This is a genomic window from Myxococcota bacterium (genome assembly GCA_035498015.1).
Taxonomy (GTDB): domain Bacteria; phylum Myxococcota_A; class UBA9160; order SZUA-336; family SZUA-336; genus VGRW01.
Map to the genome: position 1 here is coordinate 1 of DATKAO010000101.1, position 26,054 is coordinate 26,054.

25 protein-coding genes and 1 tRNA gene are annotated in these 26,054 nt (G+C 72.5%); 16 read left to right on the plus strand and 10 right to left on the minus strand.

Features of this window, described 5'->3' with window-relative positions:
• The first annotated feature begins 184 nt into the window (after positions 1–184).
• Positions 185–544, plus strand: a complete 360-nt coding sequence (locus VMR86_08685; GenBank protein HTO07120.1) for an FYDLN acid domain-containing protein — start codon at positions 185–187, stop codon at positions 542–544.
• Between the two features lie 15 nt (positions 545–559).
• Here the strand turns inward: VMR86_08685 and VMR86_08690 are convergent, their stop codons facing one another.
• A complete protein-coding gene (locus tag VMR86_08690; protein HTO07121.1) occupies positions 560–988 on the minus strand; it encodes a hypothetical protein in 429 nt (142 codons plus the stop codon).
• A gap of 7 nt (positions 989–995) precedes the next feature.
• The gene (locus tag VMR86_08695) at positions 996–3,086 is read right to left on the minus strand and encodes a lytic transglycosylase domain-containing protein (GenBank protein HTO07122.1); all 2,091 of its coding nucleotides are present in this window, start codon (positions 3,084–3,086) and stop codon (positions 996–998) included.
• Between the two features lie 72 nt (positions 3,087–3,158).
• On the opposite strand from VMR86_08695, the gene VMR86_08700 reads away from it, so the two are divergent.
• From VMR86_08700 to tgt, 3 genes are read left to right on the plus strand one after another with little or no spacing between them, the layout of a single operon-like run.
• Positions 3,159–4,304, plus strand: a complete 1,146-nt coding sequence (locus tag VMR86_08700) for a family 10 glycosylhydrolase (GenBank protein HTO07123.1) — start codon at positions 3,159–3,161, stop codon at positions 4,302–4,304.
• Entirely contained in the window at positions 4,304–5,305 is a 1,002-nt protein-coding gene (gene queA / locus VMR86_08705) for a tRNA preQ1(34) S-adenosylmethionine ribosyltransferase-isomerase QueA (protein HTO07124.1), read from the plus strand. The genes VMR86_08700 and queA overlap by 1 nt, the downstream gene beginning before the upstream one ends.
• Positions 5,302–6,465: a tRNA guanosine(34) transglycosylase Tgt gene (tgt, locus tag VMR86_08710; GenBank protein HTO07125.1), complete on the plus strand. Its 1,164-nt coding sequence runs from the start codon at positions 5,302–5,304 to the stop codon at positions 6,463–6,465. The genes queA and tgt overlap by 4 nt, the downstream gene beginning before the upstream one ends.
• Here tgt and VMR86_08715 read toward each other — a convergent pair.
• Complete coding sequence (locus VMR86_08715; GenBank protein HTO07126.1) at positions 6,405–7,406, minus strand: ROK family protein; 1,002 nt, start codon at positions 7,404–7,406, stop codon at positions 6,405–6,407. The genes tgt and VMR86_08715 overlap by 61 nt on opposite strands.
• Before the next feature lie 61 nt (positions 7,407–7,467).
• Here VMR86_08715 and VMR86_08720 point away from each other — a divergent pair, with 61 nt between their 5' ends.
• Positions 7,468–7,905, plus strand: coding sequence for a hypothetical protein (locus VMR86_08720; GenBank protein HTO07127.1), 438 nt, complete (start codon positions 7,468–7,470; stop codon positions 7,903–7,905).
• Here the strand turns inward: VMR86_08720 and VMR86_08725 are convergent.
• Positions 7,902–8,399 (minus strand): hypothetical protein, encoded by a 498-nt coding sequence (locus VMR86_08725; GenBank protein ID HTO07128.1) that lies wholly within the window; start codon positions 8,397–8,399, stop codon positions 7,902–7,904. The two genes, VMR86_08720 and VMR86_08725, sit on opposite strands and share 4 nt — an antisense overlap.
• A 185-nt stretch (positions 8,400–8,584) precedes the next feature.
• Between VMR86_08725 and VMR86_08730 the strand changes: the two genes are divergently transcribed.
• The 3 genes from VMR86_08730 (at position 8,585) to VMR86_08740 (ending at position 10,549) form a co-directional block, all read left to right on the plus strand.
• Positions 8,585–8,661, plus strand: a tRNA-Met gene (locus VMR86_08730).
• Between the two features lie 72 nt (positions 8,662–8,733).
• Positions 8,734–9,321, plus strand: coding sequence for a hypothetical protein (locus tag VMR86_08735; protein ID HTO07129.1), 588 nt, complete (start codon positions 8,734–8,736; stop codon positions 9,319–9,321).
• A 49-nt stretch (positions 9,322–9,370) separates the two neighbouring features.
• The gene (locus VMR86_08740; GenBank protein HTO07130.1) at positions 9,371–10,549 is read left to right on the plus strand and encodes an epoxide hydrolase; all 1,179 of its coding nucleotides are present in this window, start codon (positions 9,371–9,373) and stop codon (positions 10,547–10,549) included.
• On the opposite strand, the gene VMR86_08745 is transcribed toward VMR86_08740, so the two are convergent.
• Together VMR86_08745 and VMR86_08750 are read right to left on the minus strand one after the other, a co-directional pair.
• Positions 10,550–10,915: a hypothetical protein gene (locus tag VMR86_08745; GenBank protein ID HTO07131.1), complete on the minus strand. Its 366-nt coding sequence runs from the start codon at positions 10,913–10,915 to the stop codon at positions 10,550–10,552. It abuts the gene before it with no gap.
• A gap of 21 nt (positions 10,916–10,936) precedes the next feature.
• Positions 10,937–11,506, minus strand: a complete 570-nt coding sequence (locus VMR86_08750; protein ID HTO07132.1) for a hypothetical protein — start codon at positions 11,504–11,506, stop codon at positions 10,937–10,939.
• A gap of 34 nt (positions 11,507–11,540) precedes the next feature.
• On the opposite strand from VMR86_08750, the gene VMR86_08755 reads away from it, so the two are divergent.
• Genes VMR86_08755 through VMR86_08765 form a run of 3 tightly spaced genes read left to right on the plus strand, consistent with a single transcriptional unit; the run spans position 11,541 to position 14,224 of the window.
• On the plus strand, positions 11,541–13,517 hold the full coding sequence (locus VMR86_08755; protein ID HTO07133.1) for a pyrroloquinoline quinone-dependent dehydrogenase: 1,977 nt from the start codon (positions 11,541–11,543) through the stop codon (positions 13,515–13,517).
• A gap of 16 nt (positions 13,518–13,533) precedes the next feature.
• Positions 13,534–13,995 (plus strand): MerR family transcriptional regulator, encoded by a 462-nt coding sequence (locus VMR86_08760; protein ID HTO07134.1) that lies wholly within the window; start codon positions 13,534–13,536, stop codon positions 13,993–13,995.
• 13 nt (positions 13,996–14,008) lie between these two features.
• Complete coding sequence (locus VMR86_08765) at positions 14,009–14,224, plus strand: hypothetical protein (protein ID HTO07135.1); 216 nt, start codon at positions 14,009–14,011, stop codon at positions 14,222–14,224.
• Here the strand turns inward: VMR86_08765 and VMR86_08770 are convergent.
• Entirely contained in the window at positions 14,221–14,661 is a 441-nt protein-coding gene (locus VMR86_08770; protein HTO07136.1) for a PaaI family thioesterase, read from the minus strand. The genes VMR86_08765 and VMR86_08770 overlap by 4 nt on opposite strands.
• On the minus strand, positions 14,658–14,960 hold the full coding sequence (locus tag VMR86_08775; protein HTO07137.1) for a putative quinol monooxygenase: 303 nt from the start codon (positions 14,958–14,960) through the stop codon (positions 14,658–14,660). The genes VMR86_08770 and VMR86_08775 overlap by 4 nt, the downstream gene beginning before the upstream one ends.
• A 62-nt stretch (positions 14,961–15,022) precedes the next feature.
• Between VMR86_08775 and glgC the strand changes: the two genes are divergently transcribed.
• Genes glgC through VMR86_08800 form a run of 5 tightly spaced genes read left to right on the plus strand, consistent with a single transcriptional unit; the run spans position 15,023 to position 24,261 of the window.
• Positions 15,023–16,279 carry a glucose-1-phosphate adenylyltransferase gene (gene glgC, locus VMR86_08780; GenBank protein HTO07138.1) on the plus strand — a complete coding sequence of 419 codons (1,257 nt, stop codon included), beginning with the start codon at positions 15,023–15,025 and terminating at the stop codon, positions 16,277–16,279.
• Positions 16,280–16,287: 8 nt separating this feature from the next.
• On the plus strand, positions 16,288–17,709 hold the full coding sequence (locus VMR86_08785) for a glycogen/starch synthase (protein HTO07139.1): 1,422 nt from the start codon (positions 16,288–16,290) through the stop codon (positions 17,707–17,709).
• On the plus strand, positions 17,709–19,709 hold the full coding sequence (glgX, locus tag VMR86_08790) for a glycogen debranching protein GlgX (protein HTO07140.1): 2,001 nt from the start codon (positions 17,709–17,711) through the stop codon (positions 19,707–19,709). The genes VMR86_08785 and glgX overlap by 1 nt, the downstream gene beginning before the upstream one ends.
• Positions 19,706–21,820 carry a 4-alpha-glucanotransferase gene (gene malQ, locus VMR86_08795; protein ID HTO07141.1) on the plus strand — a complete coding sequence of 705 codons (2,115 nt, stop codon included), beginning with the start codon at positions 19,706–19,708 and terminating at the stop codon, positions 21,818–21,820. The genes glgX and malQ overlap by 4 nt, the downstream gene beginning before the upstream one ends.
• Positions 21,817–24,261 carry a glycogen/starch/alpha-glucan phosphorylase gene (locus VMR86_08800; protein ID HTO07142.1) on the plus strand — a complete coding sequence of 815 codons (2,445 nt, stop codon included), beginning with the start codon at positions 21,817–21,819 and terminating at the stop codon, positions 24,259–24,261. The genes malQ and VMR86_08800 overlap by 4 nt, the downstream gene beginning before the upstream one ends.
• Here VMR86_08800 and VMR86_08805 read toward each other — a convergent pair.
• Positions 24,245–24,619 carry a response regulator gene (locus VMR86_08805; GenBank protein HTO07143.1) on the minus strand — a complete coding sequence of 125 codons (375 nt, stop codon included), beginning with the start codon at positions 24,617–24,619 and terminating at the stop codon, positions 24,245–24,247. The genes VMR86_08800 and VMR86_08805 overlap by 17 nt on opposite strands.
• Positions 24,604–26,049: a PAS domain S-box protein gene (locus VMR86_08810; protein HTO07144.1), complete on the minus strand. Its 1,446-nt coding sequence runs from the start codon at positions 26,047–26,049 to the stop codon at positions 24,604–24,606. The genes VMR86_08805 and VMR86_08810 overlap by 16 nt, the downstream gene beginning before the upstream one ends.
• Positions 26,050–26,054 lie beyond the last annotated feature (5 nt).

Genomic DNA, 26,054 nt, shown 5'->3' on the forward strand with positions numbered 1-26,054 from the left:
GGCGCGCAGCTCCGAGCGCAGCTCCGCTGGAGCTTCGATCTCGACCCGCTCCCGGCTGCGTTTGGCCACGTGCAGATTCTACGCCCTGCCGCCCGAACCCCCGAAGTGATTCCCGCCATCGGAACGTCGCTTGCTCTCCCCGGATCCCGTGGTATACCCCCGCCTTCACAAGGAGCCCCGCCGCATGGATGCCGCCCGAAAAACGAAGCTCGGCCAGAAGTGGGTCTGCTATTCGTGCCAGGCCAAGTTCTACGACATGCAGAAGCCGGAGCCGCGCTGTCCCAAGTGCGGCGCCGACCAGCGCCAGTCACCCGCCTTCGAGAAGCCCAAGCGCACGCGCGCCAAGAAGGCCGCGGCCCCGGCGCCGAAGAAGGCCGTGAAGCCGCCGCCGCCGGTCGAGGAGAGCGAAGACCTCGACACGCCGATCGATCCGGAGGACCTCGAGATCGAGGACATCGAGATCGACGATCCGGGTGCAGGAGCCACCGCCGAGCCCGCCGAGATCGAAGAGCCCGAGGAAGAGCCGGCGGACGAGGAGGACTAGCTCGAGCGCAGGTCCCTAGAAGGTCAGCAGCCGCCGCTTGAACACCTCCGTGGGGTCGTCCAGGTGGCGGTCGCGGATGGTCTTCTCGAATTTCAGCTGCTCGAGCTCTACCTGGTGCTCCATGGCGGCGCCGCGCTGCGCCTTCCACGCCTCGTTCTGACGCTGGAAGGCGGCGAAGGCCTCGGCCTTGCCGCCCACATCGCTCTCGCCCTTGCGGTCGATCGCGTCCTCGCCGCCCGGGGCGGCGGCGACGCGCGCCTTGGCGCGCTTGGTCTCGGCCTCGTAGGCCGCGATCAGCTTCACGAGATCGGGCGTGGACAGGTTCGCGAACGGCCGCGGCTTGTGGAGGTCGGCCTCCATGCCGGCGTTGCGGTTGTAGTTCCAATAGAGGCCACCGCCGGCCGCGGCGACCAGCACCACGAACAGGAGAACCAGCTTCACCATGCGCGCGCTATCGGCCCGACACGGCCTCGCGTTGAGCCTCTTCCGGGGGCGGTGCGGCGACCGCGGCAGGCGGCGCGGGAGGCCGCACCTCGTCGCCGTAGAGCAGCTGGTACACGCGGTACGAGCGCAGCACGCGCCGCAGGTAGCGCCGTGTCTCGCCGTAGGTGACTGACTCGACGAACACGTCGGGCTTGACCTGCGCGTCCTTCTCGAGCCAGCGGCCGACGGCGTCGGGCCCGGCGTTGTACGACGCGATCGCGAACGGCCGCGAGCCCCCGAAGCGCTCGATCAGCGAGCGCAGGTAGTAGGTGCCGAGGCGAATGTTGGTCTCGGGATCGTACAGGCGCTCGGCCACGAACCCGGACAGGCCCAGCTCCCCTGCCACCCTGCCCCCGGTCTGCGGCATGAGCTGCATGAGCCCCAGCGCCCCCGCCGGCGAGCTGACCTGCGCGCGGTAGGCGCTCTCCTCGCGCATGATCGCCCACACCAGCGCCGGGTCGAACGCGAACTCGCGCGTGGCGCCACTCACCCACTCGCCGAACGGGCGCGGCCAGGCCAGCTCCCAGGCCTCGCGCCAGCCCGGGTCGATGCCCTGGTCGAGCGTGCCGCCAAAGCCTTCGTCGATCACCTTCAGCGCGCGGAACGAGTCACCCGTGCGGTGCAAGAGACGCGCGGTCTGGATGCGCGCCTCTCGGTCGAGCTTCGCGCCGTCGGCGTAGCTCTCGACCTCGTCGGACGCGAGCTCCGGGAAGCCGCCGTCGACCAGCAGGCGCGCGCGGCGCAGCGCCGGAGCTTCGGTCGTGGGCGCGCGCGGGCTGAGCAGTGGCTTGTCGACCGGGCTCTCGCCCACCCGCTCCGCGGCCAGCATGCCGTAGTACGCAAGCGGGAGATCGCGCGCGAGCTCCTGCAGCTGGGCCGTGCCCTCGGCGCGGCGTGTCTCGTCGTCGGACTCGGCGCGGGCGACCGCGCGCCAGTAGCGCGCGCGCTGCACCTCGACGTCGTCCGACGGGCCCGTCGCCAGCTTGTCGAGCAGCGGCGCCGCCTCGAGCCCGCCGCCCGCGCGCAGGTCGGCCCAGGCCAGTGACCAGCGCGCATCGGACGCGAGGTTCGGCGCGGCGGTCTGTCTCTCGACCTTGCGCAGCTGCTCGAGCGCCTTCGCGGGCTCCTTGTCTTCGAGGATCACCGCCAGGAGCGAGCGCACGCGCGCGCGCTCGAGCTCGTCCTTGGTCTTCAGCAGCTTCTCGAGCGCCGCGACCGCGGGATCGCGCGAGCCGCTGCGCGCCAGCGCGCGCGCCTCCTGGAAGCGCGACTCGAAGTCCTTGGGGTCGCGCTTGGCGAGCGCGCGGTAGGCGTCGACCGCGTCGGTGTAGCGCCGCGCCATGAACAGGCAGTCGGCGCGCCCGCGCTCGAGGCCCGGCTTCTGCACCGCGGCCGTGTCGGGCCGCGCCAGGAGTGTCTCGTACAGCGGCAGCGCCGCGTCGCAGCGGAACGACTCGCGCAGCTTGTCCGCGCGCGCCACCAGGGCCGCGGGCGGAGGCGCCGGGGCGCCACTCGCGGCGGCGATGGCGCTGGCGCGCACGAACGCGGTCTCGGCCGAGGACGTGAGCGGATAGCGCTGCCACACGCGCGTGTAGAGCTCGAGCGCTTCGGCGGAGAGCCCGCGTGACTCGTAGGCCTTGGCCAGCTCGACCGCGAGCTGCGCGGCGTACTCCGAGCTGCGCGTCGCGTCGGCCGCGGCGTGCTCGGCCTCGTGGGCGCTCTTCAGGTCGCCGCGCTCGAGATAGATCGAGGCCAGCTCCGCGTACAAGTGCGCGCGGATCTCGTCGGCGGGGATCTGCGCGGCCGCGGCTTCGGCCACGTGCGCGGCTTCCTCGGCCTTGCCGTCGGCGCGCAACAGCCGCGCGCGCGCCAGCCCGACCGGCGCCGCGAGCTCGCCCTCGGCGAGCTTGCCCAGCTTCTTGGCGGCGTCGCCGTACTTGCCCTGGTCGCGCAGGTCGCTCGCCTCGCGCAGGCGCGCGACCAGCTCGGCGTCGTCCGCGCGCGCAGACAGCGCGGCCAGGAGCGACAGCACGAGCGCGATGCACAGCGTCTTCCCCATGGAACCAGCGCGAATCTAACCAACGGCGGGGCGGCGAGCCTCTGCTAGCCTTCGGCCCCCATGCGGCCCTGGATGGCAGCTCTCGCGGCGGCGCTCGTCGCGCTCTCGTGCTCGCGCGGGCACCGCCCGGTGGGTGCGGGGGGCCCCGTGGGCCTGTGGGTGCTGGCCGAGGGCAGCGAACGCGCGCTCGAGTCACCCGACAAGATCGCGCAGCTCGTGGAGCGCGCGCAGAAGCTCGGCGCGAGCGACCTGTTCGTGCAGGTGCACCGCGCGGGCCGCGCTTGGTTCCCGTCGAGTCACGCCGACGACGCGCCCTATCGCGCCATCCGGGCCGCGCACCCGGATGCGCCCGAGCCGCTGGCCGACGTGATCGCGCAGGCGCACGCGCACGGCATCCGCGTGCACGCCTGGTTCAACTGCCTGGCGCTGGCCGCGAACAAGGACGCGCCCATCGTGCAGAAGCTCGGGCGCGACGCGGTGCAGGTCGACCGCGAAGGCCGGAGCCTGCTCGACTACCCGGAAGGCAACGTGCCGCCGCCCGACGCCAAGTACCTGGAGCTCGAGACGCCGGGCTACTGGCTCGACCCGGCGGTGCCGGGCGTGGTGCAGTTCCTCGCGGCCACGGTCGACGACCTGGCGCGCGCCGCGCCCGACCTGGACGGCCTGCACCTCGACTACATCCGCTACCCCTACGCGCTGCCAATGACTCCCGGCTCGCGCTTCCGGGGGCTCGATTTCGGCTACGGCGAGGTCGCGAAGGCGCGCTTCACGGCCGAGAACGGCAGCTTCGAGCTCGGCGACAAGTGGGACGAGTTCCGGCGCGCGCGCGTGGGCGAGCTGGTCGCCGAGCTGCGCGCGCACATGCCGAAGAAGTGGAAGCTCTCGGCCGCCGTGCTGTCGTACGCCGACCGCGCGTATCTCACGTCGATGCAGGACTGGCGCGCGTGGCTCGAGGACGGCCGCCTCGACTTCGCCGTGGCCATGGCCTACACGCGCGACGAGCGGCTCCTGCGCTACGAGACGCGCGCGCTCCACTTCGGCGTGGGCGGCGACAAGCTGTGGCTCGGGCTGGGCGCGTGGCTTTTGGCCGACGACCCGGCGCGCCTCGCCGGCCAGATCGCGCTGGCGCGCGCGCTCGAGCCGCCCGGCATCGCCCTCTTCTCCTACGACGCGCTGGTGGCCAAGCCCGCCGCGCTCGAGTCACTGAGCGGAAAATGATCTCGCGCGGCGACCTCGAGTTCGAGCTCCCGCCCGAGCTGGTCGCGCAGGAGCCGATCGCGCCGCGCGACGCGGCGCGCCTCCTTTTGCTCGAGCGCGCGACCGGAGCCTTGTCGGAGCTGCGCTTCTCGGACCTCGCGAGTCAGGCGCGGCCCGAGGACCTGTTCGTCGTGAACGACACGCGCGTGGTGCCCGCAAAGCTGCGCGGCACGAAGTCGAGCGGCGGCAAGGCCGAGGCGCTGCTCTTGCAGCGCCGGCCCGACGGTGACTGGACCGCGCTCGTGAAGGTGCGCGGCCGGGTCGTGGCGGGGCTCGAGCTCGTGTTCGGGGAGCTCGGCGCGCGCGTGGTCGAGGTGCTGCCAGGTGGCGCCTGCCGACTCGCGCTGGCGGCACCGGAGGGCGTCGAGCCCGACGCGCTGCTCGACCGGATCGGCGAGGCCCCCCTGCCCCCGTACATCCGGCGTGACTCGGCGCGCGCCCGGGACCTGGCCGACTACCAGACGGTGTTCGCGCGCGAGCCGGGCGCGGTGGCCGCGCCCACCGCGTCGCTCCACTTCACGGAAGCGCTGGCCGCGCGCCTGCGCCTGGCGCGAGTCACTCTGCACGTGGGCCCCGGCACGTTCCGGCCCATGCGCTGCGAGCGCCCCGAGGACCACGTGCTCGAGCCCGAGCGCTTCGCCGTGCCCGAGGCGACCGCGCAAGCGATCGCCGACGCGCGCGCGGCCGGCGGCCGCGTGGTCGCCGTGGGCACCACCGTGGTGCGCGCGCTCGAGACCACGGGCGGCGCTGCGGGCGCGGGCGAGACCAAGCTCTTGGTGCTCCCGGGCCATGAGTTCCGCGCGGTCGACTCCCTGGTCACGAACTTCCACCTGCCCGGCTCGAGCCTGCTCGCGCTGGTGATGGCCTTCGCGGGCGTCGAGGCCACGAAGCGCGCCTACGCGCACGCCATCGCGGCGCGCTTCCGGTTCTACTCCTACGGGGACGCGCTGTGGATCCGGTGACTCCGAGCTTCGCGCTCCGCGCACAGGACGGCGCGGCGCGCACCGGGCGGCTCGTGACGCCGCACGGCGTGCTCGAGACACCGGCCTTCTTCCCGGTGGCCACGTTCGGCGCGGTGCGCGGACTCTCGCCCGACGAGCTGCGCCGTGTGGGCGTGCAGGGCGTACTCGCCAACACCTATCACCTGCACCTGCGGCCGGGCGAAGAGCTCGTGGCCGCCCACGGCGGGCTGCACGGCTTCGTGGGCTGGGACGGCCCGATGCTCACCGACTCGGGCGGCTTCCAGGTGTTCTCGCTCGACGCGTTCTGTCGGCGCAGCGAGGCCGGGGTGGAGTTCAAGAGCCCCCACGACGGCGCGCTCGTGTTCCTGACTCCCGAGAAGGCGGTCGAGATCCAGGAGAAGCTCGGCGCCGACCTGATCGTGGTGCTCGACGAGTTCGGCGAGATCAAGCCGGGCGAGCCCGAGGACCTGGCCCGTACGCGGGCGAGCCTGGAACGAACCCTGCGCTGGGCCGCGCGCGGCCAGGCGGTGCGCCGGCGCACGGACCAGCTCCTGTTCGGGATCATCCAGGGCGGCGGGTCGCCCGAGCTGCGCGCCGAGAGCGCAGCGCGCACGGCCGAGCTCGGCTTCGCGGCGTTCGCGATCGGGGGCTTGGGCGTGGGCGAGTCAGCCGGCGCGCGCGCCGAGCTCGTGACTCACGCGATCGGCCCGCTGCCGCCCGCCGCGCCGCGCTATCTCATGGGCCTGGGCCTGCCCGAGGACCTGGTCGCGGCCGTGGCGCGCGGCGTCGACCTGTTCGACTGCGTGGTCCCGACCCGCCACGGGCGACACGGCTCGGTGTTCACCAGCCGCGGGCGCCTGAACCTGCGCAACGCCCGTCACCGCGACGAGCGCGGCCCGATCGACCCGGCGTGCGTGTGCCCGGTGTGCGCGCGCTTCTCGCGCGCCTATCTGCGGCACCTGCTGGGCGCGGGTGACTCCCTCGCGGCGCGGCTGCTCTCGCTGCACAACCTGGCCTACTACATGACGCTCCTGCGCGAGCTGCGCGAGGCGATCGAGGCCGGACGGCTCGACGCCTTCAGCGCTGGCTGGCGCGCGGCCTACGGCGAGGAGGACGCCGGCGACTCGAGCTCGAGCAGCGCGGTCGACAAGCCCGCGTAGGCGCTGAGCCGCGGGCCGAGCGCGGCGGGCACGAGCTGTGTGTCGCGCAGCCTCGGCCACACGCGCCGGTAGACGCGCTCGCGCAGCGGCTCGAGCAACAGCTCCGGATTGCGCGCCACCATGGTGCCCAGGCCGATTCGGTCCAGGTCGAGGGCGAGGATCAGGATCGCGATGCCCTGCGCCAGCACGTCGAGATACGAGTCCGCGAGCGCGCGGGCGTAGGGGTCGCCCTCGCGCAGCGCCATGATCCAGTGCTCGGGGCGCGCCGCGTGCGGGTCACCGCCCGCGTGATCGAGGATGCGCGAGCGCGTGCCCGCGGCCAGCTCCGCGCGCATGCGCGCCGCGAGCGCGCCGCCGCCGGTGTAGACCTCGAGACAGCCGCGCAGTCCGCACACACACTCGAGCCCCTGCGCGATGACCGGCATGTGACCCACCTCGCCGGCGCCGAAGCGCGCGCCGCGATACAGCGCGCCGTCGAGCACGAAGCCCGCGCCCACGCCGGTGCTCATGGTGAGAAACGCGAACGCGCGCGAGCCGCGCCCCGAGCCGAAGCGCCACTCGGCGAGCGCCGCCGCGTTGGCGTCGTTCTCGAGTCGCACGCGCCGCCCGAACGCGCGAGTCAGGTGAGCCGAGATCGCCACCTCGTGCCAGCCGCGCAGGTTCGGCGCGTCGCGCACCACGCCGGTCGACGGATCGAGCGGGCCCGGCGCAGACACTCCGATCGCGGCCAGCTCGCGCGCGTCGAGCCGCGCGGCAGTCAAGAGCTCGCGCGCCGTGTCTGCGATCTTGTCCAGGTCGCGCTTCGCGTCGCCGCTCGTCCAGTCGTCGATGCGCGCCTCGCGCACCAGGTCGCCCGTGGCGCGCCCGAGCGCAACGTTCAGCTTGGTTCCACCGATGTCGATCCCGAGCAGGATCCCCGGCCCGGTGTTCGCGCCTGCCAAGTTGCGACCCCCTGACGACGATGCTCGGAACATGCCACAGTCCAGCTTGGGGGGGAGAGAAATGAAGATCCGGCTGCTCGCGCTCGCGCTGCTGCTGCTACCGGCCTGTGTGACTCCGATCCTCCCGCAGGAGACGCCTGCGGTCGACGACTACGCACAGCAATACAACAACGACGTGCGCTGGGGACGCTGGCAGGAGGCGGCCTCGCAGGTCGAGCCCGAACGCCGCACCGCGTTCCTGCGCCTGCTCGACGACAACCAGACCCCGTTCCGCTTCACCGCCTGCGACATCCTCTCGGCCAAGCCGACGAGCACCGACGGCACCGAGGTGGAGATGCTCGTCGCGCTCGAGTTCTACCGGCTGCCGTCGGTGAAGGAGCGCAAGGTGCGGCAGGTGCAGCACTGGCGCTACGACGTCGACACCAAGAGGTGGGTCGTGGCCCCGGACCTCAAGGTCCTGGGCGACGAGGGCGTGGGCGAAGGTCCGCCGGCGCGCTAGCGCTCGTCGATGTAGGCCAGCGGGCGGTCGCCCTTCCGGATGACCGTGGTCGGCGCCATGGTGCCGCCGTGGTCGAAGTAGTCACCGTTGTCGTCTTCCCACTGGCGCTTGTCGATGTGGATCGGCTCGTCCGCGTCCGCGTCGATGTCGACCTGCACGCCCGACACGTTGATGCCCAGGCGCTGTACGCCCGGACCCGCCTGGGCCAGCGGCGCCTCGGCGCGCGGGGGCAGCGCGTCGGCGCGCTGCGCGGCGACACCGTTCGGTGTCGCGGTCGGGCTCGTCTGCACGACCGAGAGCTTGCGGTAGGTCGCCAGCGGCTCCTCGGCGATCTTCACCGCGCTCGCGCGGTACTTCGCCGGGATGTTCTTCGCGTCGTCCGTGAACGCCGTGCTGCCCGAGTCGGTCTCGTAGCGCCAGTAGTCCGCCGCCGCGAGCTTGGGAACCAGCCCGAGCGCCAACGCCGCCACCACCAGCCACTTGCCTGCCGTCATGTCCAATGCCCTCCGGCGCCGCCCAGGCGGACGGCGACTGCCGAGAAGTGGCACTCAAGTGACGAGAAGTGTCGCACTGCCGCAGGGTTGCACGCACGACCTCAGGCAGCTCTTCCACCCTCCCCTGCGCCGCCGCACGCGAATTGACAGGGCGCGAAGCGAACGCCATCCTCCGCCCACCTCGGTGCGGGGTGGAGCAGTCCGGTAGCTCGTCGGGCTCATAACCCGAAGGTCACAGGTTCGAATCCTGTCCCCGCTACCAACCCCACCGCGTGCTCGAGATCCTCACGCGATCTTCGCACGGGACTCACGGCTCACTCGACTAGGCTTCGGCATGCGCTTTCGCTCGAGCCTCGCGCTCGCCGTCGTTGCGGCTCTCGTGAGCCAGCCTGCCGCCGCATCGATCACGATCGACGCTGGCGGCGTCCTCCGCGGCTCGTTCAACGCGACCTCGATCTCCATCAGCTCGGGCACGGTCGGCCAATCCCAATCACCAGGAGCGCCGCCCCCATTCTCTCTCACCGATCCGGAGTTTCTGGACCTGGCATCGGGCGCCAGCCTCACTCTGCATACGAGTGGGGACATCCTGGTCCTGGACTACGCTCCAGCCACGCTAGGCTCCATACGGCTCCAAGCGCGATACGTCATCGACTCCGAGCGGCCGAGTGACCTGGACCTCGATCTCTCCGGGCTCGAGCCGACTTCCTGCAGCGACGAGGATTGCGCGACCGCTCCGCTGAGCCTCACGCGCGACGTGGTCGTGCGCTTCGGCCCGTCGATCGGGAACGTCGACCTGCGCTCCGACGGGTCGATCCTCTATCTGACCCCGTTCGCGGCGCCCGAGCCCGGCAGCGCCCTGCTCGCTGCGCTCGGCAGCGCCCTGCTCGTGCTCGCTCGTCGCAATCGCTTGCACGGGTGCTGAGCCTCGGCACTAAACTGCGCGATACGACACTCACTGCAGGAGACCCCCCATGACTAGCGCCATCCGCCCGTTTCGCGTGAGCGTTCCCGAGGCCGAGGTCGCCGACCTGCGCCGGCGCGTGCAGGCGACGAAGTGGCCCGAACGAGAGCCGGTCGCCGATCCATCGCAGGGCGTGCAGCTCGCGACCATGCAGTCACTCGCGCGCCGCTGGGGCACGGAGTACGACTGGCGCAAGTGCGAGGCGCGGCTCAACGCGCTGCCGAACTTCGTCACCGAGATCGACGGGCTCGACATCCATTTCATCCACGCGCGCTCGAAGCACGAGGACGCGTTCCCGCTGGTGATCACTCACGGCTGGCCGGGCTCGATCCTCGAGCTGCTCAAGGTCGTCGAGCCACTCACGAATCCCGGCGCCCACGGCGGCCGCGCGTCGGATGCGTTCCACCTGGTGATTCCCTCGATGCCGGGCTATGGCTTCTCGGCCAAGCCGGCCCAGGCCGGCTGGGGCCCCGAGCGGATCGCGCGCGCGTGGGTCGAGCTGATGAAGCGGCTCGGCTATGCGCGCTACGGCGCGCAGGGCGGTGACTGGGGCGCGCTGGTCACGGACCTGATGGCGGCGCAGGCGCCTCCGGGGCTGGTCGGCATGCACACCAACATGCCGGGTGCCGTTCCACCGGAGATCGCAGCGGCGCTGCAGACGGGCGGTCCGCCGCCGGCCGGGCTCGGTGCCGACGAGCGCGCCGCCTACGAGCGGCTCGACTTCTTCTACAAGAAGGGCCTGGCCTATGCGCTCGAGATGGGAGCGCACCCGCAGACGCTGTACGGGATCGCGGACTCGCCGGTCGGCCTGGCCGCCTGGATGATCGATCACGACCTGAAGAGCTACGAGCTGATCGCGCGCAGCTTCGCCGGGCAGCCCGAGGGAATCACTCCCGACGACGTGCTCGACAACGTGAGCCTCTACTGGTTCACGAACACCGGAGTCTCGTCGGCGCGTCTCTACTGGGAGAACAAGCTGGCCTTCTTCGCGCCCAAGAACGTGTCGATTCCGGCCGCGGTCAGCGCAGCTCCCGACGAGCTCTACCAGTGTCCGCGCAGCTGGGCCGAGCGCGCCTACCCCAAGCTCGTCCACTACAGCCGGGTCGAGAAGGGCTGTCACTTCCTGGCCTGGGAGCAGCCGAAGATCTTCGCCGAGGAGCTGCGCGCGGGGTTCCGGTCGCTGCGCTAGCTACTTGCTCCAGGCGAACAGAGCCACCGCGGCGATGAGCTGCGCGACGCCAACCGCGATCGCGACGTACTGCAGCCGCGTGGCCGAGGACTCGAGGCGCTCGGTCGTGTCGATCAGCCGGTTGACCTCGCCCACGAGCTCGCGCAGCTGCTTGATGACCCGTCCCTGCACGAGCGCGAGCGCCGACTCGCGCAGGCGCTTGGCATCGCCGCGCGTCTCGGTCGGGCCGGCCAGGTCGCCGATCGCCATGGCCACGACCACCGTGTCGGCGCCCTCGAGCTGGCGGATCCACTGCCCGCCGCCGGGGTCCTTCTCCGCGACGGACATGATCTTCTGGAGCTGCTCTTCGTGCGACTGTTCGCTCATGAGGACCTCGGCGGCCGCATTCTAGCCAGAAGCGCGCGGGTCCATGCGGAAGAACCAGATCGCGTCGGGGTCGGCCGGTCCGGGCGCGAGCCGCGCGCCGAAGAACCTCTCCACGCCCTCTTCCGTGTGCTGGCGCAGCGCGGCCAGGAGCTCCGGGTCGGTGACTCGCACGGCCTGCCGCTCGTAGCGCTTGCCGTCGATGCGCAGCACCACGCGGCCGTCCTTTTCGGCGTCATGGTTCCAGTGTTTCACCGAGTAGATCAGGCCGCCCATGAAGCGCATGCCCGCGTTGGGCGTGCGGCGCCACAGGAAGCCCAGGTCACAGGGCACGTACAGGGCGTTGTCGTGCGCGAACGCGCCCACGGTGCGCGACTCACCCGTGGCGACCAGCTCGAGCTCGATGCCCTGCCCCGGCCTCTGTGCGGCCAGCGCGGCCGCCCAGTCGACGTTGGGGTCGGTCACGAGCGGTCCGGCGCGCAGCGGTCCGCCCGAGATCGGGCCCATGGGTCCGTCCGAGAGCTTGTGCGCGATGAAGAGACCCGGGGCGAAGACCACCACGGCCAGGACCACGCCCGACAACGCCTTGGCCATCGCTTGCCTCCCCGGTTTGTGTGAGCCTGGGCGGATGCGGGCATGGTACTGGAGCGGGCTCGTCTCGGTGGCGTGGCTCTGTCTCGGGCTGCCAGCGATCGCACGCGCCGCCGAGCCCGCGCTCGCCGACTGGCCGGTCACCGAGGGCGCTCCCGGCGGCGGGCGCCATTCGCCGCTCACCGACATCACGCGCGAGAACGTGAGCCGGCTCCAGGTCGCCTGGACCTACCACCACGGCGACTTCTGGGAGGGCGCCTGGCCGCTGCGCGTGAATCGCGGCAGCGCGTTCGAGTCCACGCCGATCGTGGTCGGCGGGCGGCTGTTCTTCACCACGCCGCGCAACCGCGTGATCGCGCTCGATCCCGAGACCGGCCGGGAGCTGTGGACCTTCGATCCCAAGCTCGAGCCCGGCCGCGCCTACGCCAACATGTGGATCAACCGCGGCGTGGCTTACTGGCGAGACGCAGCCGGCACCGGCGCGTGCGCGCAGAGACTCTTCCTGGCCACGCTCGATGCACGGCTGATCGCGCTCGACGCGCTCACCGGCCAGCCCTGCGCCGGGTTCGGAAACGCCGGCAGCGTGAATCTGCTGGCGGGAATCACTCCGCTCTACGACGAGTGGGAGTACAACGTCACCTCGCCCGCGACCGTAGTCGGCGACCTGGTCGTGGTCGGCTCGTCGATCGCCGACGTGGTGCGGCCCGATGCGCCACCGGGTGACGTGCGCGCATTCGACGCGCGCACCGGCGCTCTGCGCTGGACCTTCCACACCATCCCGCATCCGGGCGAGCCGGGCAGTGACACCTGGCAGACCGGCACGCGACTCACCGGCGCGGCGAACGTGTGGTCCACGATCACGGCCGACCTCGAGCGCGGCTGGATCTTCCTGCCGGTGAGCACGCCCAGCCCCGACTTCTACGGCGGCGATCGCCCCGGCGCGAACCTGTACAGTGACTCGCTGGTGGCGCTCGAGGCGCGCACCGGCGCCGTGCGCTGGAGCTTCCAGACCGTGCACCACGACCTGTGGGACTATGACCTGGCCGCGCCGCCGGTGCTGGTGACCGTGCAGCACGGCGGCGCCCGGATCGCGGCCGTCGCACAGGCCACCAAGAGCGGCTTCGTGTTCCTGCTCGACCGCGCGAACGGCACGCCGCTGTTTCCGGTCGAGGAACGCCCGGTGCCCGCGAGCGACCTGCCCGGAGAGCACGCCTGGCCCACCCAGCCCGTGCCGAGCGCGCCGCCGCCGCTCGTGCCGCAGCGCCTCGGACCCGACGACCTGTATGCGCCCGACCCGAGTCACCTCGCCGCCTGCCGCGCGCGGCTGGCCCAGCTCCGCAACGAAGGCCTGTTCACGCCGCCGAGCCTGCGCGGCACGATCCTCTACCCGTTCACGGGTGGCGGCGCGAACTGGTCGGGCGCGGCCTGGGACGAGGCCCGCCAGACACTCGTGGTGCCGGTGCAGAACCGCGCCCACGTGGTCCAGCTCGAAGAGGTGGCCGACCACGCCACGGGTGGCGGCAGCGAGGTGCAGCCGCTGCACGGCGTGACCTTCTCCACGCTCCGCTGGCTGCTCACCGGCAAGGGCACCGGCGACCGCTACCGCCTGAACCCGCTCTCGGGCCGGACGACCTTCGACCACGACGGCGTCCCCTGCAACAAGCCGCCCTGGGGCATGCTGGTGGGCGTCGACCTCGCGAAGGGCGCGATCGCGTGGCGCGCGTCGACGAGTGTCTCGGACGGAGATCCCGGCACCAGCGGCTACGGCCCGGCGCTCGTGACCGCCAGCGGGCTCGTGTTCCACGGCGGGACCCAGGTCGCGGCGCTGCGGGTGCACGACGTGACCACGGGCGAGCGCATCGCCACCTTCCCGCTGCCCGCCGGCCTGCACGCAGGCCCGATCACCTACAAGCTCCACGCGGGCGGCAAGCAGTATCTCGTGGTCGCGCCGGGCGGCCACATCGGCGTGGGCTCGAAGCTCGGTGACTCCGTGATCGCCTACACCCTGCCCTGAGTGCTAGCGTCGGGCGATGCTCCCGATCGGCGAGGTGGCGCGGCGCTCCGGGCTGGCGGCATCGGCGCTGCGCTACTACGAGCGCGCGGGCCTGGTGCCGCGCGCGGCGCGCGCCGGCGGAAAGCGCGTGTACGGCGAGGAGGTGCTCGAGCGGCTCGCGCTGATCCGCACGGCGCAGGCCGCGGGCTTCCGGCTGGCCGAGATCCGCACGCTCGTGGCCGGGCTCGGCCGGCGCACGCCGCCCGGCCCGCGCTGGCAGGCGCTCACCGCGCGCAAGGAAGCAGAGCTGGCCGCGCGCGTGGCCGAGCTGGCGCGGGCGCGCCGCCTGCTGCGCGCGCTCGCCCGCTGCGCCTGCCCTACGCTCGACGACTGCGCTCGCGCCCTTGACTTGAAGCGCGCTTCAACCCGTAGCTTCCCGGGTCATGGATCCGGTCGAAGCGCTCGCCGCCGCAGGAAGCTGCGCGCTCGGGGCGAGTGAGCTCGCGGAACGCGTGGCTTGGATCCGGCGCGAGATCCTGCCCCATGCGCTCGCGCGCGAGGACCTGCCCGCGGGAGGCTTCGCCTGGGAGCTGGCCGCGGCGGCCGGCCTGGCCGAGACACTCGACCGCCTGGTCGCGCTCGAATCCGCCTGCTGCGTCGCGCTCGCCTTCGCGCGCGTGCCGAGCGCGCTGCCGGGGCGACTCCGGCTCGAGGTCCGCCGCCGCTAGCGCGGGTCGCGGATCGTGACCGTGCCCTGCGCCACCGCCGTGAGCCGGCCCTCGTTCAAAACGTCGATCCGCACCACCGCCTGTGACTTCGTCATCGAGACCACGGTCGCGATCGCGGCCACGACGCCCTGGGTGACCGGCTGCAGGAGGTTCAGCTTGAACTCGGTGGTCGCGGCCCACTGGCCCTTGGTCATGAGCGGGTAGCACACGCAGCCCAGCACGTGGTCGCACAGCGCCGAGATCACGCCGCCGTGCATGTTCTTGAACGGAGTCAAAAGCTCGTCCCGCACCGGGAGCTCGGCGCGCAGCGTGCCCGGTCCGACCTCCACGATGCGCACGCCCAGATATTTCAGCAGCCCGGGAACGCGGTCGCTCGCGCGGATGAAGCCCTCCGCGACCGACTTGTCGAAGCGCTCCTCGAAGCTCGGCGCGCTCATCGCACCGGGCCCGCCTTCGAGATCTCGTACTTGGTGATCTCGACGATCTGCGGGCGGAGCTTGCCCAGCGCCGCCTGGAAGCGCGCCATGTGTGGCGTGGTGAAGTGCGCGCGCAGGGCGTCCTCGGACTCCCAGCGCTCGAACAGGTGCATGAGCGTCGGGTCGTCGAGGTCGGCCGTGAAGCGGTAGGCGTGACAGCCGGCCTCCTTCAGGGTGTCGGCCATCATGTCGCGCGCGGCCGCGAGCGTCGCCTCGCGGCCTTCCTGGGCGATGCGGAACGTGCCTGCAATGATGAGCATGCCGACGATCTTACGCGATCGGTGCTTGCCCGCGCGCAGGCCCCGGGTTAGAACGAAAACGAGTGGTCCCGGTACGCGACAGCCTGGCGCTCGTGCTCGCCGGCGGCGAGGGCCGCCGCCTCTCGCCTCTGGTCAACGAGCGCAGCAAGCCCGCCATGTACTTCGGCGGCCGCTACCGGCTCATCGACTTCGTGCTCTCGAACCTCGTGAACAGCGGCTACCAGCAGATCCGCGTGCTGACGCAGTACCACGCCACGTCGCTGATCCGGCACCTGTCGCGCGCCTGGTCGCTGGGCGGCGTGCTCGACGCCGCGATCGACCCCGTGCCCGCGGGCCAGAACATCGGCCCGTTCTGGTTCCGGGGCACCGCCGACGCGATCTGGCAGAACCTCGACCTGCTGCGCGAGCTGCGCCCGCGCGACGTCGCGATCTTCGGCTCCGACCACGTGTACAAGATGGACGTGTCACTCATGCTCGAGGCGCACCGCGAGCGCGACGCCGAGCTGACCGTCGCCACGCTGCCCGTGCCGCGCGCCAGCGCGCGCGCCTTCGGCTGTCTCAAGGTCGACGACCGGGGCTGGGTGGTCGACTTTCTGGAGAAGCCGGCCGATCCACCGGGCATGCCCGGAAACCCCGACCTGACGCTGGTGTCGATGGGCAACTACGTGTTCCGCACCTCGACGCTGCTCCAGGAGCTGCGCCGCGACGCCGACACCGCCTCGACGACTCACGACTTCGGCCGCGACGTGCTGACCAGCGCACACAAGCGCATGCGCGTCCTGGCCTACGACTTCGCCTCGCAGCTCTGCCCTGGCGAGAGTGAGAACTCGCGCGGCTACTGGCGCGACGTGGGCACGCTCGACGCGTTCTTCGAGGCGAACCTCGACCTCGTGTCCGTCGAGCCGCACCTCAACCTGTACAACGACGCCTGGCCGATCCGCGGCACGCAGCCGCCGTCGGGCCCGTGCAAGTTCGTGTTCGGCGACGAGGCCGAGGGCCGCGTGGGCAAGGCGATCGACTCGATCGTGGGCTCGGGCTCGATCATCTCGGGCGGCACGCTCGAGCGCACGGTCTGCTTCTACCGCGTGCGCGTGAACAGCTTCAGTCACGTCGAGGAGAGCGTGCTGTTCCCGCTGGTCGACGTGGGCCGCGGCGCGCAGCTGCGGCGCTGCATCGTGGACAAGGGCGTGCGCATTCCCCCGGGTGAGACGATCGGCTACGACCTCGAGGCGGACCGCAAGCGCTTCACGGTCTCGGAGAACGGGGTGGTCGTGGTGTCTCGCGCCGACTTCGGGCAGCGCGACGAGTTCGACGTCTAGGGGCCGGATTGCGCGTCTTCTTCGCGACCAGTGAGCTCGCTCCCCTGGCCCAGAGCGGCGGCCTCGGCGACGCCGTGTCGGGTCTCGCCCAGGCGCTCGCGGCGCGCGGTCACGAAGTGACTTGTCTGTTGCCGGCGTACCGCAGCGCGCTCGCGCACCCGGCCTGCCCGCGGCTCTCGGACGCCGGCGCCGTGCGCCTGCCCGGGCCGTTCGGCGACGTGCGCGGCCGCTGGCTGGCGGGCACGTTCTCGCCCAAGGTCGAGCTGCGGCTGCTCGACGTGCCGCCGTTCTTCGAGCGTGCGGGCCTGTACGGCTTCGGCGACGACGCCGCGCGCTTCATCTCGTTCTCGCGTGCGCTGGCGCTGCGCGCCTACGAGGAACGGCCGGACGTGCTCGTGACTCACGACTGGCACGCGGCGCTCGCGCTGTGCGTGCTGCGAACCTTGTACGACCGCGGCGCGGCGCGCGCGATCGCGACGGTGCAGGTGCTGCACAACGCGGCGTACCAGGGCCGGCAGCCGGCCTCGGCCATGGCCTGGACGGCGCTCCCGGCCGAGCTGTTCGCGCCGGACGGCCTCGAGTTCTTTGGCGACCTGTCGCTCTTGAAGGGCGGCGTGGTGTGGGCGGACCGGATCGTCGCGGTGTCTCCCACCTACGCGCGCGAGATCCAGCGGCCGGAGTTCGGGCTCGGCCTCGAGGGCCTGTACCAGCTGCGGAGCGACCGGCTCACCGGGATCGCGAACGGCCTGGACGCGGTGCGCTTCGACCCGGCGACCGACAAGTCACTGCCCGAGCGCTTCGCGGCCGAGGCGCCTTCGGGCAAGCGCGCCTGCCGCGAGGCCGTGCTGGGCGAGCTGGGCCTGGCGCACGCGGAGCCCGGCCGCTTCCTCGCGGCGATCGGGCGGCTGACTCCCCAGAAGGGCTGGGACGTGCTGGCGGCCTCGCTGCCGGCGCTCGTGGCTTCGGGCTGCGTGCTGGCGCTGCTCGGCGACGGCGAGCCGGCCATCGCCGAGTCACTGCTCGAGGCGCAGCGGCGCTTCCCGCGCCGGGTGTCTGCGGCGATCTCGTGGAACGAGCGCGCCGCGCGGCGGCTCTACGCCGCTGCCGACGGCGTGCTCGTGCCCTCGCGCTTCGAGCCCTGCGGCCTCGTGCAGCTCACCGCGCAGCGCTACGGCGCGCTGCCGATCGCGCACCGGACCGGCGGGCTGGTCGACACGATCCGCGACGGTGAGTCGGGTCTGTTGTTCTCGCCGCTCACTCCCGGGGCGCTGACCGCGGCGGCGAACCGCGCCGCCAAGCTGTTCGCGGAGCGCGGATCCGAGCGGATCGCGCGCGACCTGCTGCGGGTCGACGTCTCGTGGTCGCGCCCGGCCGCGCTCTGGGAGGCCGAGCTCGAAGCCGTGGCGCGCGAGGCGCGCGGGCGCCTCTGATGCAGCGGCTCGGCGCGCACTGGGACGGCGAGGCCACGACCTTCGCGCTCGCCTCCGTGCACGCCGAGTCGGTCGAGCTGTGTCTGTTCGCGCACCGCGACGCGCCGCGCGAGATGCAGCGCCTGCCGCTCGTGCGCGGCCCCGACGGCTGCTTCGTCGCGCGCGTGTCGGGCGTGGGGCCGGGTCAGCTCTACGGCTACCGCGTGCACGGCCCGTGGGCGCCCGAGCGCGGCCTGCGCTTCAACGGCCAGAAGCTCCTGGTCGACCCCTGGGCGCGCGCGCTCACCGGCGCGGTGCGCTGGCACGAGTCACTGCGCGGCGACAGCCCGCTCGACAGCGCGCCCTACGTGCCGCGCTCCCTCGTGGTCGACCCGCGCTTCGACTGGGGCGACGACCGGGCCCCCGCCGTCCCCTGGCAGGACACCGTGCTCTACGAGGTCCACGTGAAGGGCATGACCCGGCTCCACCCCGAGCTGCCCGAGGCCGAGCGCGGGCGCTACCTCGGGCTGGCGGCGCCACCGATCGTGGAGCATCTGCGCGCGCTGGGAGTCACCACGCTCTCGCTCCTGCCCGTGCAGCACTCCGCGCCCGACGCTCATGTGGCCAAGCTCGGGCTCGCGAACTACTGGGGCTACGGCACGCTTGCCTACTTCGCGCCCGACGCGCGCTTCGCCAGCGCCGACACGGGCGAGCAGGTCAGCGAGTTCCGCGAGATGGTGCGCCGGCTGCACCACGCGGGGCTCGAGGTGCTGATCGACGTGGTCTACAACCACACCCCGGAAGGCGGCGCCGACGGGCCGACCTACTCCTTGCGCGGCGTGGACAACGCGACCTTCTACCGGCTCGACCCCGAACGGCCCGCCGAGTACGAAGACTGGAGCGGCTGCGGCAACACGCTCGACCTGCGCCAGCCGCGCACGCGCCAGCTCGCACTCGACAGCCTGAGACACTGGGTGAGCGAGCTGCACGTGGACGGCTTCCGCTTCGATCTCGCGCCCGCGCTGGCGCGCGACCCGCTGGCGTTCGACGCCGGCGCGGCGTTCCTGAAGGAGCTCGTCGCCGACCCGGTGCTGGGCGGGGTGAAGCTCGTGGCCGAGCCTTGGGATGCAAGCCCCGACGGCTACCAGCTGGGGGCCTTTCCGGAGCCCTTCCGCGAGTGGAACGATCGCTTCCGCGACGCCGCGCGCCGCTTCTGGCGGGGCGACGCCGGGACTCACTCGGAGCTGGCCACGCGGCTGGCCGGCTCGCAGGACGTGTTCGGCCGCGGCGGGCGCTCGCCGCTGTCGAGCGTGAACTTCGTGACCTGTCACGACGGCTTCACGCTCGAGGACCTGGTGAGCTACGCGCACAAGCACAACGACGCGAACGGCGAGGAGAACCGCGACGGCCCGCACGAGAGCTGGAGTCACGGCTGGGGCGCCGAGGGTCCGAGCCGCGACCCGCGCGTGCTGCGCCTGCGCGAGCGCGCCAAGCGCAATCTGATCACGACGCTGGCTTTCGCGCAGGGCGTGCCGATGCTCTCGCACGGCGACGAGCTCGGCCGCACGCAGGCGGGGAACAACAACGCCTACTGTCACGACGACCCGCTCACCTGGATCGACTGGACGCTCGACGAGCGGCGCAGCGAGTTCCTCGAGTTCGTGCGCACGGCCTTCGCGCTGCGCCGCGTGAGCCCGGCGCTGGCGCGCGAGCGCTTCTTCACCGAGCGCGAGGTGACCTGGCTGCGGCCCGACGGGCAGCCGCTCTCGCCCGACGACTGGCGCGATCCGGAGCGCCGCGCATTCGGGCTCCACGTGCACGGCCCCGAGCCCGCGCTGCTCCTGGTGAACGCGAGCACGCGGGGCGTGTCCTTCCAGCTGCCCGACCCCGGCGCGGGCGCACGCTGGCGCGCGCTCTTGGGCAGCGCCTGCAAGGTACCGCTGGCGCTCCGGCGCGGGCGGGCGCGCGTGGCGGCGCACGCCTGTCTCTGGCTCGGCGCCGAGCGGAGTGACCTGCCATGACCGACTCGGCCCGGCCTGCGCTGGCGCGCCTCGCCGATCGGCTCGGGGTGTTCGCGAGCTACCACGACATCGCCGGCACCTACCGGCCCACGAGCGATGCCACGCGCGAGGCGCTGTGCAGCGCCATGGGCTACGCCTGCGCCAGCGAAGCCGAGGCCGAGGCGCGCCTGGCCGAGCTCGCGGCGCACGAGGCGGAGCACTGGCTCGATCCGGTGGCGGTCCTGCGCGAGGAGCCCGGCGCCCCGCTGCGCCTGCGGCTGCGCGCGCCCGACGGCGAAGCCCAGCTCGAGCTCGCGCGCGAGTCCGGGGGCGTGACCCGCTCGGCAGTCACGGTGAGCGGCGGCCAGCTCGCGCTGCCGGCCGACCTGGGCCCCGGCGTGCACGAGCTGCAGCTCGAGTTCCCGGAGCGCAAGGCCTCGCAGCTCCTGATCGTGGCGCCCCGCACCGCCTGGCGCGCCGACGAGGCGCTGGGCGAGGACCGCGCGCTCGGCGTCTGGACCAACCTGTACACGCTGCGCAGCCGCGTGAACTGGGGCTTCGGTGACTTCTCCGACCTGGCGCGGCTGGCCGAGTGGCTGGCCCCGCTCGGCGTCGACTTCGTGGCCGTGAACCCGCTGCACGCGCTCGCCAACCGGGGCGATGCGATCGCGCCCTACAGCCCCGTGTCTCGCGTGTTCATGAACCCGCTGTATCTCGACGTCGAGGCGGTGCCCGAGCTCGCCCACGCCGAGCGCGCGCGCGCCATGGCGGCCCAGCAGCCGCTGGCCCGGCTGCGCGGCGCGCGCGAGCTCGACCATCCGGCGATCCTCGCGGCCAAGACGGCCGTGCTGCGCGAGCTGTGGCGGGCGTTCGTCGCGGGCGAGCGCGCCGGCGAGACCGCGCGCGGCCGCGCGCACGCGCGCGCGCGCCAGGAGCTCGGCCCCGAGCTCGCCGACTTCGCCGCCTTCGAGACACTCCAGGCCGAGCTGCGCGAGCCCGACTGGCGGCGCTGGCCCGCCGAGCTGCGTGACCCGCGCTCGCCCGAGGTGCGCGAGTTCGCCGCGGCGCACGCCGAGGAGATCGACTTCCGCTCGTGGCTGCAGGCCGAGGCCGAGCTGCAGCTCGCCTTCGTCGCGGGCGCCGCGCGCGGGGCGCGCATGCGCATCGGCGTGTGCAAGGACCTCGCGATCGGCAGCGCGCCCGACTCGGCCGACACCTGGCTGTGGCGCGGCCTGTTCGCCCAAGGCGTGTCACTCGGCGCGCCGCCCGACGCGTACGCGGCCTCGGGCCAGGACTGGGGCTTGCCGCCGCTCGTGCCCCACCGCCTGCGCGCCGATGGCTACCGCTTCCTGCGCCAGCTCCTGCGCGCCGCGTTCCGCAGCTCGGGGGCGCTGCGCATCGACCACGTGATGGGCCTGCAGCGCCAGTTCTGGATCCCCGAGGGCCGGCCCGGCAGCGAGGGCACCTACGTGGCACAGCCCGCGAACGACCTGTTCGGCGTGCTCGCCCTGGAGAGCCGGCGCGCGCGATCGCTCGTCGTGGGCGAAGATCTGGGCACCGTTCCGGTCGAGCTGGGGCCGGAGCTCGAGAGCTGGGGGGTGCTGTCCATGCGGGTCGTGTGCTTCGAGCGCGATGGCGCGGCGTTCCGCCCGAGCGCCGGCTACCCGCGCCGCGCGCTCTCGGTCGTGGTCACGCACGACCTGCCGCCGATCGCCGGCTGGCTCGAAGGCGCCGACCTGCGCCTGCGCGCCCAGGTCGGGTCACTCCCGCCAGACGAGCTCGAGGGCGCGCTCGCCGCGCGCAGTGCCGACCGCGAGGGCCTGGCCTCGAAGCTGCGCGAGGAGGGCGAGCTCGGCGAAGCTTCCGACGTGGACGCGATCTCGCGCGCGGCGCAGCGCTTCCTGGCGCGCACGCCGTCGCGGCTGGTCGGGCTCGCGCTCGACGACCTGGCAGGCGAGCGCGAGCCGCTCAATCTGCCGGGCATTCCGGTCGCCGTGCACCGCAGCTGGTCGCGCCGCATGGCGCGTGAGCTCGAGGACCTCGCCGCCGACCCGGAGCTCGAGACACTGTTGCAGGACGCCGCCGCGCGCACGCGAGACCGGCGCGGCGAGCCGGAGGGAAGCCCCGCATGAGCGACTCGAAGGCCCCCCTGCCCGACTTCGCCGCAGCCGTGCAGCGCAACCTGCGCTACGGGCTGGGCAAGCGCTGGCAGGACGCCGCGCCCGGCGACCTGTTCCTGGCCGTGTCACTCGCGCTGCGCGAGCCGCTGATCGAGCAGATGCTCGCGACCGAGGAGCGCTACCGCGCCGCCGACGCGAAGCGGCTGTACTACCTGTCGGTCGAGTTCCTGATGGGCCGCTCGCTCGGCAACAACCTGCTCAACCTGGGCATGCTGGAGCCGGTGCGCGCGGCGCTGGCGTCTTTGGGCGTCGACCTCGAGGCGCTGCGCGAGCTCGAGCCCGACGCGGCGCTGGGCAACGGCGGCCTCGGGCGGCTGGCGGCGTGCTACCTCGACTCACTCGCCACGCTCGACATGCCCGGCTTCGGCTACGGCATCAACTACGAGCACGGCCTGTTCCGCCAGGCGATCGAGAACGGCGAGCAGCGCGAGCATCCCGACAGCTGGCGCGCGCAGGGCTCGCCCTGGCTGATCCAGAAGCGCGGCGAGACGCTGCGCATTCCCGTGTACGGCTCGCTCGAGAAGGTCGCGTCGGGCCCGGACGACCTGCGCAACACGCGCTGGACGCACCAGCGCGTGCTGCTCGGCGCGCCCGACGACCTGCCGGTCGCGGCCTGGGGCGGGCGCACGGTGAACGTGCTGCGCCTCTACTCCGCGCAGGCCTCGGACGACTTCGACATCGGCATCTTCCACGGCGGGGACTACCAGCGCGCGTTCGAGCAGAAGCTCGCCTCCGAGCGCGTCTCGAAGGTGCTCTACCCGCCCGAGTCGACCAACGCCGGCAAGGAGCTGCGGCTCTTGCAGGAATACTTCTTCGTGGCCTGCGCGCTGCACGACATCGTGGCGCGCTATCTCACCACGCGGCGCGGCTTCGACAGCTTCCCGGAGAAGGTCGCGATCCAGCTCAACGATACCCACCCCGCGCTCGCGGTGGCGGAGCTGGTGCGCATCTTCGTCGACGAGCACGGCATGCCCTTCGAGCGCGCCTTCGACCTCGCGCAGCGCACGTTCGCCTACACCAATCACACGCTCCTGCCCGAGGCGCTGGAGCGCTGGCCCAAGCCGCTGCTCGCACACGTCGCGCCGAGACACTTGCAGATCATCGAGCGCATCAACGCGCAGTTTCTCGGCGAGGTCGAGGTGCGCTGGCCGGGCAACGTCGAGAAGCTGCGGCGCATGTCGATCATCGAGGAAGGCTACCCGCAGCACGTGCGCATGGCGCACCTGGCGATCGTGGGGAGTCACGCGATCAACGGCGTGTCGAAGCTGCACTCCGAGCTCGTGAAGAGCGCGCTCGTGCCCGACTTCGCGGAGCTCTGGCCGGGCCGCTTCCAGAACAAGACCAACGGCGTCTCGCCGCGGCGCTGGCTGCAGAAGGCCAACCGCGGCCTCTCCGACCTGATCAGCTCGCGCATCGGCGAGGGCTGGAAGAGCGACCTCGAAGGCCTGCGCGAGCTCGAGCCGTTCGCCGACGACGCCGAGTTCCAGCGCGCCTTCCGCGACGTGAAGCGCGCCAACAAGGCCCGGCTCTCGGGCGTGGTCGCCCAGAGCGCGGGCGTGGCGCTCGACCCCGACACGCTGTTCGACGTGCAGGTGAAGCGCATGCACGAGTACAAGCGCCAGCTGCTCGCGGCGCTGCGCGGGATCGAGATGTATCTCGAGATCGCCGACGACGGCCGCGACCCGACCGCGCCGCGCGCGCTGATCTTCGCGGGCAAGGCCGCGCCGGAGTACTTCGCCGCCAAGCTCGTGATTCGCCTGATCAACGACGTGTCGGCCGTGGTGAACCGCGACCCGCGCACGCGCGGCAAGCTGCGGGTGGTGTTCGTGCCCGACTACCGCGTGTCACTGGCCGAGAAGATCATCCCCGCGGCCGACCTGTCGGAGCAGATCTCGACCGCCGGCCAGGAGGCCTCGGGCACGGGCAACATGAAGCTCGCGCTCAACGGCGCGCTCACGATCGGCACGCTCGACGGCGCCACGATCGAGATGCGCGAGGCGGTCGGCCAGGAGAACCTCTACATCTTCGGCCTGGACGCGCCCGCGGTCGCGGCGCTGCGCGCGTCGGGCACGTACGACCCGCGCGCGCTGGTCGCGCGCACGCCGCGCCTGGCCCGCGTGCTCGACGCCCTGCGCGGCGGGCGCTTCTCGCCCGACGAGCCGCAGCGCTACGCGCCGCTGCTCGAGTCACTCGAGCGCGAGGACCGCTGGCTCGTGCTGGCCGACTTCGCCTCCTACGGCGAGTGTCAGGAGCGGGTCTCGCGCGACTGGCTCGATCGCGCCGGCTGGGACCGGCGCGCGATCCTGAACGTGGCCCGCATGGGCTACTTCTCGAGCGACCGCGCCGTGCGCGAGTACGCGACCGCGATCTGGAACCTCAAGCCGGTCCCGTGACTCCCGACACCCGCGCCACCAGGGCCCGGAAGTCCGAGAGCGAGAAGGGCTTCTCGAGCAGGCCCGCACCCGCGTGGGACTCGGCCCAGGCGCGCAGGCTGGGCGAGGCGTAGCCCGTCATCAGGATCACGCGCAGCCCGGGCCGCGCCGCGCTCATCTGCTCGTACAGCGCGAGCCCGTTCGGCGGGTCACTCAGGTCCTGATCCGAGATCAGGAGCTCCGGAGCGAGCTGGCGGGCCAGCGCGAGCGCCTGACTTCCGCCGGGCGCCGTGCGCACCGTGTGACCGGCGGCGCGCAACACTTCGGCCAGGGTCCGTGCGAGCTCGGCTTCGTCTTCCGCAATCAGGACGTTCGCCACGTGCCGGCTCGCACCGCGGGCAGCTCGACGGTGAAGCAGGTGCCCCCGGCTGGCGGGTCCTCGAGGCGGATCTCGCCCCCGTGGTCGGTCACGATGCGGCGCACGATCGCGAGCCCCAGGCCGATGCCGCCCGAGGCGCGCTTGGTGGAGTAGAACGACTCGAAGATCTGCTTGCGCGCCTCGAGCGGGATGCCTTCGCCGTCGTCGATCACGGCGATCTGCACCAGTCCGTCCTGGGCACCGGTCAGCACTTGCACCGTCGCCGAGCGCCGTGACTCGAGCGCGTTGCGCAGCAGGTTCACGAGCACCTGCTCGATCTCGACCGCGTTCGCGCGAATGCGCGGCAGATCCGCGCCGGGCTTGAAGCACAGCGTGGCGCCGCGCTCGCGCGCGTAGCCGTCGACCAGCGAGAGGGCGTGGGTCACCAGGTCGTTCGGGTCGTACACGCGGCGCTCGCTGCGGCCCTGGGCGGCGAAGTCGAGCATCGAGCGCACGATCGCGCCGCAGCGGCGCGCGTGGTCGGCGATGCGCTCGAGCGTCTGCGCGCCCTGCGGGTCGGCGGATCTGCCGCGCGGCCGCTCGAGCGCGACCTCGGCGGCCAGCAGGATCGCCGCCACCGGGTTGTTGATCTCGTGCGCGACGCCGGCCGCGAACGTGCCCAGGGTCACGAGCCGGTCCACCCGCCGCAGCTCGGTCTCGGCTGCGGTGCGCTCGGTGACGTCCCGCGCGACCACCGCCAGCCGGAGCTCGCCGTTGGCCGTGGTGAACGTGCGCGCGACCGACTCGACCGCGAGGTGGGTGCCGCAGCGCTGGCGCACGCGGATGGTGGTGCGGCGGGTGACGCCGGGCGCGTCGAAGGCGGCCAGCGTCTCGCGCGCCAGGTCGACGTCGCTCGGGTGGATGTAGTCGAGACACGACCGACCCACGAGCTCTTCCGTGGGGTGGCCGAGCACGGCCTCGAAGCGCCGGTTCGCGTAGGTGAAGACCCCGTCGAGCGTGAGCTCGGCCACCAGGTCGTTCACGTTCTCGGCCAGCTCGCGCAAGCGGCGCTCGCTCTCGCGCAGCTGCCGCCCGGTCTCGCTGGCGGCAGTCACGTCGGCGCCCGTCGCCACCACGCAGCGCACGGAGCCGTCGGGCTCGTACACCACCCGGCTCGACCAGCGCACGATGCGCAGCTCGCCGCTCGGCGTCTGCACCTGCACGTCGCCGCTGGCGTCGTCCGGGCAGGGCGCGCGCGCGGCGATGCCCAGGTCGAACGGGCTGCGGCCGAGCATCTTCTCCGCGGGGATGCCCAGGAGCTTCTCGCAGGCCTGGTTCGCCAGCACGATGCGGCCGGCGGGGTCGAGCACCAGCGCGATGATGTCGATCGCGTCGAGCAGGATGCCCGCCGCGGCGTCGAAGGCGCGCCGCGAGTTCCCCTCTTCTCGCATGACGC